The following is a 6,523-nucleotide window of genomic DNA, read 5'->3' on the forward strand; positions in this document are numbered from 1 at the left end:
CCCCCTCCCGCTGCACCGCGCCCCCGCGGCCGCACCCTGCATCTGTCCGCGGCGATCGGCGGCGGGCCGCCGGCGCGCGGGGCCGCGTCCTACCGGGACCTGGCCCGGCTCGCCGAGGGCGGCGGCCTCGACTTCGTGACGCTGGAGCTGGACCCGTATGGCGGCGCCGGGCTGCTGGACGCGCTCGAACTGCTCGCCGCGGTGGCGCCCGCGACCGACCGGATCGGCGTGGTGCCCGCCGTGCCCGCGGCCGGTGCCGAGCCCGGCGACGTCGCCGCGGCCGTCGCCACCCTGGACTGGGTCAGCCGCGGCCGGGCCGGATGGACGCTCGCGGTGCCCGCGCCACCGCCGGGGCCGCCCGGCCGCGGACGGCGGCCCGACCTGCCGGAGGCGGTGTGGCGGGCGGCCGGCGACACCGCGAGCGCCGTCACCCGGATATGGCGCGGGGCCGGCCTCGGGCCGCCGCTGTCCGCGCCGGTCACCGTGCTCGACGCCACCGAACCCGCCGCTCGCGCTGTCGCCGCCCGGCACGCCGACATCGCCTTCGTGCGCGCGGCCCGGCCCGAGGGCGCCGGGCTGATCAGGGCCGACATCCACCGGCTCGCCGCGGAGGCGGGCCGCGACCCGGACCGGCTGCTGGTGCTCGCCGAACTGGCGGTGGACCTCGGCGGCGGCGAGGTCGGCCCCGAGCCCGGCGCCGAGATCGCGCTGACACCCGACGCGTCCGGCGGGGTGCTCTTCAGGGGCGGCCCGGTGGACCTGGCCGAGCTGATCGCGGACTGGCAGCGGCAGGGCGCGGTCGACGGCTTCCACGTCCGCCCGGTCGAACTGCCGCGCGACCTTGAGCGCTTCGTCAACGGCACCGCCGCCCTGCTCCAGCACCGCGGGCTCTTCCGCTCCTTCCACCCGGGGGCGACGCTGCGCGAACACCTCGGCCTGCACCGCCCGGCGCGCCCTTCCGCCGTGCGCGGCGGGGTGCTGTCGTGACCGTCCGCCGGGCGCCCGCCGCGGCCGTACGGCAGCTGCACCTCGCCGTGGAGCTGCCCGCGGCCGGCGAAGGGCCCGGGCCGCGGCCGGACTTCGCCGGCTGGGCCGCGCTCGCCAGGGCCGCCGAGCGCGGCCTGTTCGACTTCCTGCTGCTCGCCCCCGCCGGGCCCGCCGCGTACGACGGTGTGGCCGCGGGGGAGGACCGGCCGGACGGCCGCGGGCCCGAACCGGTCACCGTGCTGCACGCGCTGGCCGCGGTCACCACCGCGATCGGCCTGGCCGTGGCCGTCCCGGCGCAGGCCACCGGCCGCGAGCCGTACGACCTGGCCCGCAGGATCGCCGTGCTGGACCGGCTCAGCGGCGGGCGCGCGGGCGGGCCGCCGGGCCGGTTCGGCGAGCCCGCGGGTCCGCAGGGGCGGCCGGTGGCGGTGGACTTCGGCGGTACGGCGGAGGTGCTGCTCACCGGGTGCCCGTCCGGCGGGCGGCGCGGCAGCAGGCGGGCGCGGGTGCTGTCCCGCTTCGACCTGGCCGCGGACGCCGCCGCCTCCGCCCCGGCCGCGCGCGAACTCGCCGACCACCTGCACGCGCGGGTGCAGAGCGCCGCGACGGACGGCTTCGTCCTGCGCCCCGACCCGGCCGCCGCGGGCCACGGCCTGGACGCCTTCGTCGACCGGGTGGTGCCGCTGCTCCAGCAGCACGGTTCGCTGCGGACCGCGTACACGGGGACGACGCTGCGGGAGCATCTGGGGCTGCCGCGACCGGTGGGCTAGCCGGCCTGCCGGGGGAGGCGGCCGGTCCGTCCGCGGAGGTGGCCGGCGGCGCGGACCGGACCCGGCGCCACGTGCTCCCGGGGCCGGCGTGGGTGGGGCCGCCGGTGCGGGTGTGTTTCCGGCAGGTTGCCGGTGCGACTGCCCTCTTGTGTGTTTCCTGTGGGGCCTGAATACTCCCATGAGTGCCCGTCAGGCTGACAGTGCGTTCGTTTATCGGTGCGCGCCTGACAGTACACCGACAAATTCCCCCTCCACCCCCACAGGAGGAACGAGTGAAGTCCACCCGACGCATACAACTCCTCGCCGTCACCACCGGTTTGCTCGCCGCGACCGCTTTCGCCCTTCCGTCCGCCATCGCAGCCCCTGGCGCCGGCACCGTGAAGGCGACCCCGGAAGCGGCGGCATCGCTCGCCGCCCACCTCGGTGCCGACCGCACCGCGGGCACGTACTACGACAGCGCGTCCAAGACCACCGTCGTCAACGTCACCAGCCAGGCCGCGGCCGACGCGGTCAAGGCCGCGGGCGCCACGCCCCGGCTGGTCACCCACAGCGCCGCCCAGCTTGCCAAGGCGGGTGACACCACCCAGGCCGCCGACATCGCGGGCACCGCCTGGGCGGTCGACCCGCGCAGCAACACCCTGGAGATCAACGTCGACAGCCGGGTGACCGCCGCCCAGCTGGCCGCGCTCACCAAGTCCACCGCGGCCTACGGCGACGCCGTCCGCATCTCCCGGGTCTCCGGCACGTTCAGCAAGCTGCTGTCCGGCGGCGACGCGGTCCTCACCAACAGCTGGCGCTGCTCGGTGGGCTTCAACGTCCGCAGCGGCAGCACCTATTACTTCCTGACGGCGGGCCACTGCACCCAGGGCCTTCCCGCCTACTACACCAGCGCCGGCGCGTACATCGGCCCGACCGTGGGCAGCAGCTTCCCCGGCAACGACTACGGCATCGTCCGCTACGACAGCACCGTCGCCCATGACGGCACCGTCGGCAGCCAGGACATCACCAGCGCCGCGAACGCCTTCGTCGGCGAGGCCGTCAAGCGCCGCGGCTCCACCACGGGCATCCACAGCGGCAGCGTCCAGGCCCTCAACGCGACCGTGAACTACGGCGCCGACGGGGTCGTCTCCGGTCTGATCAAGACCAACGTCTGCGCCGAGCCCGGCGACAGCGGCGGCTCCCTCTACGACGGTGCCAAGGCCATCGGCCTGACGTCGGGCGGCAGCGGCAACTGCACCTCCGGCGGCACGACCTACTTCCAGCCGGTCACCGAAGCACTCAGCGCGTACGGGGTCAGCGTCTACTGACGTAGCCGCTCCTCCCGTCCGCCCGCGCCCCCGCCGTGCCCCGCACGGCGGGGGCGTCGCGTTCACCGCCGGCGGCCGTGGTCCGGCTCCTCGTCGCCGGCCGCCGCGGTCCGGGTCCTGCCGCCAGGGGCCGGCGGTTCCTTGCGGTCAGTGGCTGTCCGCGACCGCTGGCACACTGGCGGGATGCTGGAAACCTCCGCACGGCTGCTGCGCCTGCTGTCGCTGCTCCAGTCCCGCCGCGACTGGACGGGACCCGAACTGGCGGAACGGCTCGACGTCACCGCGCGCACGGTTCGCCGCGACGTCGAACGCCTGCGGGCGCTCGGCTACCCGGTGCACGCCGCCCCCGGCACGGCCGGCGGCTACCGGCTGGGCGCGGGCGCCGCGCTGCCGCCGCTGCTGCTCGACGACGAGGAGGCGGTGGCCGTCGCCCTGTGCCTGCGCACCGGCGCGGGCGGCACCGTCGAGGGCGTCGAGGAGACCTCGGTCCGCGCCCTGGCCAAGCTCGAACAGGTGCTGCCGTCCCGGCTGCGGCACCGCGTCCAGTCGATGCAGGCGATCACCGTGCAGCCGGGCCGCGGCGGCGGCCCGACCGTCGGCCAGCAGGTGCTCACCGTGCTCGGCGCCGCCTGCCGGGACCGCGAACGCCTGCGCTTCGACTACCTCGACCACCGCGGCGCCGCCAGCCGCCGTACCGTCGAGCCGTACCGCCTCGTGCACCACGGCCGCCGCTGGTATCTGCTCGCCTACGACGTCGACCGGGCCGACTGGCGCACCTTCCGGGCCGACCGGATCGAGCCGAAGTCACCCACAGGGCCGCGCTTCACCCCGCGCGAACTGCCCGAGGACGCGGCGGCCTACGTCGCCAAGGGCGTCACCTCGCGGGCCTACCGCTACCAGGCGGTGATCGTCCTGCACACCTCCGCCGACTCCCTCGCCCAGTACAGCTGGTCCGGCTTCGGCACCATCACGGCACGGGACGACCTCAGCTGCGAACTGCGCACCGGTTTCGAGTCGCTGGACGCGCTCGCGATGTACGTCGGCATGCTCGGCGTGCACTTCGAGATCAAGGAACCGCCCGAGTTCGCCGACCACCTGCGGGCGGTGGCCGCCCGGCTGTCCTGGGCGGCCGACGCCGCGGAGTCCTCGCGGGCCGGGGTCAGCCCAGCGGGCCGCTGACCGCGCCCTGCGCCCCCGCCCCGTACGCCCGGCCCGCGCGCAGGCTGATCACCAGCCGCCGGTCGGCGACCATCGCGGCGCGGTATTCGTCCCAGTCCGGGTGCTCGCCCGCGATCGCCCGGTAGACGTCGATCAGCTGCTCGACGGTCGCGTCCTGCGGCTGCGCGGCCACCGGGGTCAGCTCGGCGTCGCCCTCGGCGACCAGGTAGGTGCGCATGTCGGGCGTGCCGACGTAGAAGCTGGCCCGCGGGTCCCGGCGCAGGTTGCGGGTCTTGGCGCGGTCGTCGGTCGCCGAGATGCGGATGGTCCGGGTGGCGTCGTCGTAGGTGAAGGCCGCATTGGACAGCTGCGGCCTGCCGTCCCTTTTCAGGGTGACGAGCACTCCGGTGCGCTGCTCGCGCAGCAGGTCGAGCAGCGCGTCGGTGGCGGGGTCCTGGCTCATGGTCGCTCCTCGGTGATGTCCGGTCCTGGAGTGTCCGGCGGTCCGGCGGTCTGCGGTCCGGCGGTGTCCGGCTCGGTGGTCTCCGGGGCGGCGGTGTCCAGGCCGTCGGCGGTGTCCGGTTCCGCCAGGGGGAACACCATCACCGTCGCGCCGATTCCGACCGTGCCCGGGGCGTGCGGCGCCTGGGCGGCATCGTGCAACTCGCCGAAGAGCGCGGCCAGCCGGTGCCTGAAGTCCGTCCAGACCTCCGGCGCCACCCACAGCTCCGCGTCCGAGGTCACCCCCTCGGCGCCGGGTGCGCGGCGGCCCGCCCGCTCCCGCAGATTGTGGGCCATCGCCTCGGCGATCAGCCGGACCCCCTCGTGGCGCTGGTCCGACAGCGGGGAGCCGTGCACCGCCCGGTAGCGGCGCTCCCGGCCGCCGCGGTTGGCCCGCACCTCGGCCAGCTCCACCAGGCCGACCGCGTCGAGGCGGCGCAGATGCTGGCTGGCGAGCGCGTGCGAGATGTCCAGCTCCCGGGACAGTTCCGCGGCGGACAGCGGGACGTTCCAGACCAGGGACACGATGCGCAGCCGCACCGGGTGGGCGAGGGCGCGCAACAGGGGATCGGTGGCGGTCATGAGCCCATTACACCGCTCCCGGGCATCGGATGCGGGGATTGTCCAGCTGACTCCCAAGCAATAGCTTGGGAGTCATGACGGTGCGGAAGGTGCTGCGGGACCGCGGTGCGGCGACATATCTGGGCGGCATCCTGGTCTCCGGGTCCGGGGACTCGGCGATGCTGCTGGTCGCCGGTATCTGGGTGAAGACGCTGACCGGATCGAGCAGTCTGGCCGCCGCGGTGACCTTCTGCGTCTGGGCGCCCACCCTGGTGGGGCCGCTGCTGGGCACCGTGGCCGACCGGGTACGCCGCCGGCGGCTGCTGATCGGGGTCAACGCCGCCCTCGCGCTGCTGCTCCCGGCGCTGCTCGCGGTCCGTTCCGGGCGGGACGTCTGGCTGCTCCTGCTGGTCCTCACCGCGGTCGGTGCCGGCTCGGTGCTCTGCGACGCCGCCGAGGCGGGGCTGGTCGTCAGCGTCGTCCCCGCCGCCCTGCGCGGCGACTTCAACGGTCTGCGGATGACCGTCACCGAGGCCGTGAAACTGCTCGCCCCGCTGGCCGGCGCGGGCCTCTTCCTGCGCTGGGGCGGCGGCGCCGTCGCCCTGCTCGACGCGGCCACCTTCGTGCTGGCCGCCCTCGCCTTCACCGCGCTGCGGATCCGTGAGGAGCCGCCGGGCCCGAGGACCGGCGGCTGGCGCGCGCAGACCGCGCAGGGCGTGCGCGCCCTGCGCGGCGATCCGCTGCTGGTGCGCCTGGTGGGCGCGGGCGCCGCCGCCATGCTGCTGTCCGGGATCAGCAGCGCCGCGATCTACGAGCTGGCCGACGCCGGCCTGCACCGCCCGCCCGCCTTCGTCGGCGTGCTCTACGCGGTGCAGGGCGCGGGTTCCGCCGTCGCGGGGGCCATGGCGGGCGCCGTCATGCGCCGGCTGCCGGAACGCGCCTTCACCGCCATGGGCCTGCTGCTCTTCACCGCCGGCGCCGCCGTACGCGCGGTGCCGTCATTGCCGGTCGTGCTCGCCGGGACCCTGGCGATCGGCGTCGGGCTGCCCTGGGTGATCGTCGCGGCCTTCACCGCCGTGCAGCAGCACACCGAGCCCGCGCTGGTCGGCCGGGTGGCCGCCGCCGCGGGCACGGTGGTCTTCGCGCCCACCGCGGTGGCCGCGGCGCTCGGCGCTGGCCTGGTCGCGCTGGTCGACTACCGGCTGCAACTCGCCGGGGTGGGGGTGGGCGGGGCGATGG

General features: G+C 75.9%; 6 protein-coding genes and 2 pseudogenes. 6 read left to right on the forward strand and 2 right to left on the reverse strand.

Translation table 11 applies throughout. The features are described 5' to 3' along the window. Window positions 1-36 precede the first annotated feature (36 nt). The 5 genes and pseudogenes from V7E46_RS31635 (at window position 37) to V7E46_RS31655 (ending at window position 4,243) form a co-directional block, all read left to right on the forward strand. Window positions 37-987 carry an LLM class flavin-dependent oxidoreductase gene (locus tag V7E46_RS31635; protein WP_333771631.1) on the forward strand — a complete coding sequence of 317 codons (951 nt, stop codon included), beginning with the start codon at window positions 37-39 and terminating at the stop codon, window positions 985-987. Between the two features lie 47 nt (window positions 988-1,034). After that, a pseudogene (locus V7E46_RS31640) lies at window positions 1,035-1,346 on the forward strand (LLM class flavin-dependent oxidoreductase); the annotation flags it as partial. Between the two features lie 201 nt (window positions 1,347-1,547). Continuing rightward, window positions 1,548-1,757, forward strand: a pseudogene (locus tag V7E46_RS31645) (F420-dependent methylene-tetrahydromethanopterin reductase); the annotation flags it as partial. A gap of 272 nt (window positions 1,758-2,029) precedes the next feature. Beyond that, complete coding sequence (locus tag V7E46_RS31650; RefSeq protein ID WP_333771626.1) at window positions 2,030-3,064, forward strand: S1 family peptidase; 1,035 nt, start codon at window positions 2,030-2,032, stop codon at window positions 3,062-3,064. Window positions 3,065-3,247: 183 nt separating this feature from the next. Further along, on the forward strand, window positions 3,248-4,243 hold the full coding sequence (locus V7E46_RS31655) for a helix-turn-helix transcriptional regulator (protein WP_333771627.1): 996 nt from the start codon (window positions 3,248-3,250) through the stop codon (window positions 4,241-4,243). Here V7E46_RS31655 and V7E46_RS31660 read toward each other — a convergent pair. Together V7E46_RS31660 and V7E46_RS31665 are read right to left on the reverse strand one after the other, a co-directional pair. After that, a complete protein-coding gene (locus tag V7E46_RS31660) occupies window positions 4,224-4,685 on the reverse strand; it encodes a PPOX class F420-dependent oxidoreductase (protein ID WP_333771628.1) in 462 nt (153 codons plus the stop codon). The two genes, V7E46_RS31655 and V7E46_RS31660, sit on opposite strands and share 20 nt — an antisense overlap. Then, the gene (locus V7E46_RS31665) at window positions 4,682-5,305 is read right to left on the reverse strand and encodes an ArsR/SmtB family transcription factor (RefSeq protein WP_333771629.1); all 624 of its coding nucleotides are present in this window, start codon (window positions 5,303-5,305) and stop codon (window positions 4,682-4,684) included. Before V7E46_RS31665 ends, V7E46_RS31660 begins: the two co-directional genes overlap by 4 nt. 74 nt (window positions 5,306-5,379) lie before the next feature. On the opposite strand from V7E46_RS31665, the gene V7E46_RS31670 reads away from it, so the two are divergent. After that, the coding region (locus V7E46_RS31670; RefSeq protein ID WP_333771630.1) for an MFS transporter at window positions 5,380-6,523 on the forward strand (1,144 nt) is incomplete at its 3' end.

Source organism: Streptomyces sp. IBSBF 2435 (assembly GCF_036815005.1).
Taxonomy (GTDB): domain Bacteria; phylum Actinomycetota; class Actinomycetes; order Streptomycetales; family Streptomycetaceae; genus Actinacidiphila.

Bases quoted from the DNA above. Each gene is read 5' to 3' on its own strand.
- V7E46_RS31655 (WP_333771627.1), top strand. From the start codon at position 3,248: ATGCTGGAAACCTCCGCACGGCTGCTGCGCCTGCTGTCGCTGCTCCAG.
- V7E46_RS31665 (WP_333771629.1), bottom strand. From the start codon at position 5,305: ATGACCGCCACCGATCCCCTGTTGCGCGCCCTCGCCCACCCGGTGCGG.
- V7E46_RS31660 (WP_333771628.1), bottom strand. From the start codon at position 4,685: ATGAGCCAGGACCCCGCCACCGACGCGCTGCTCGACCTGCTGCGCGAG.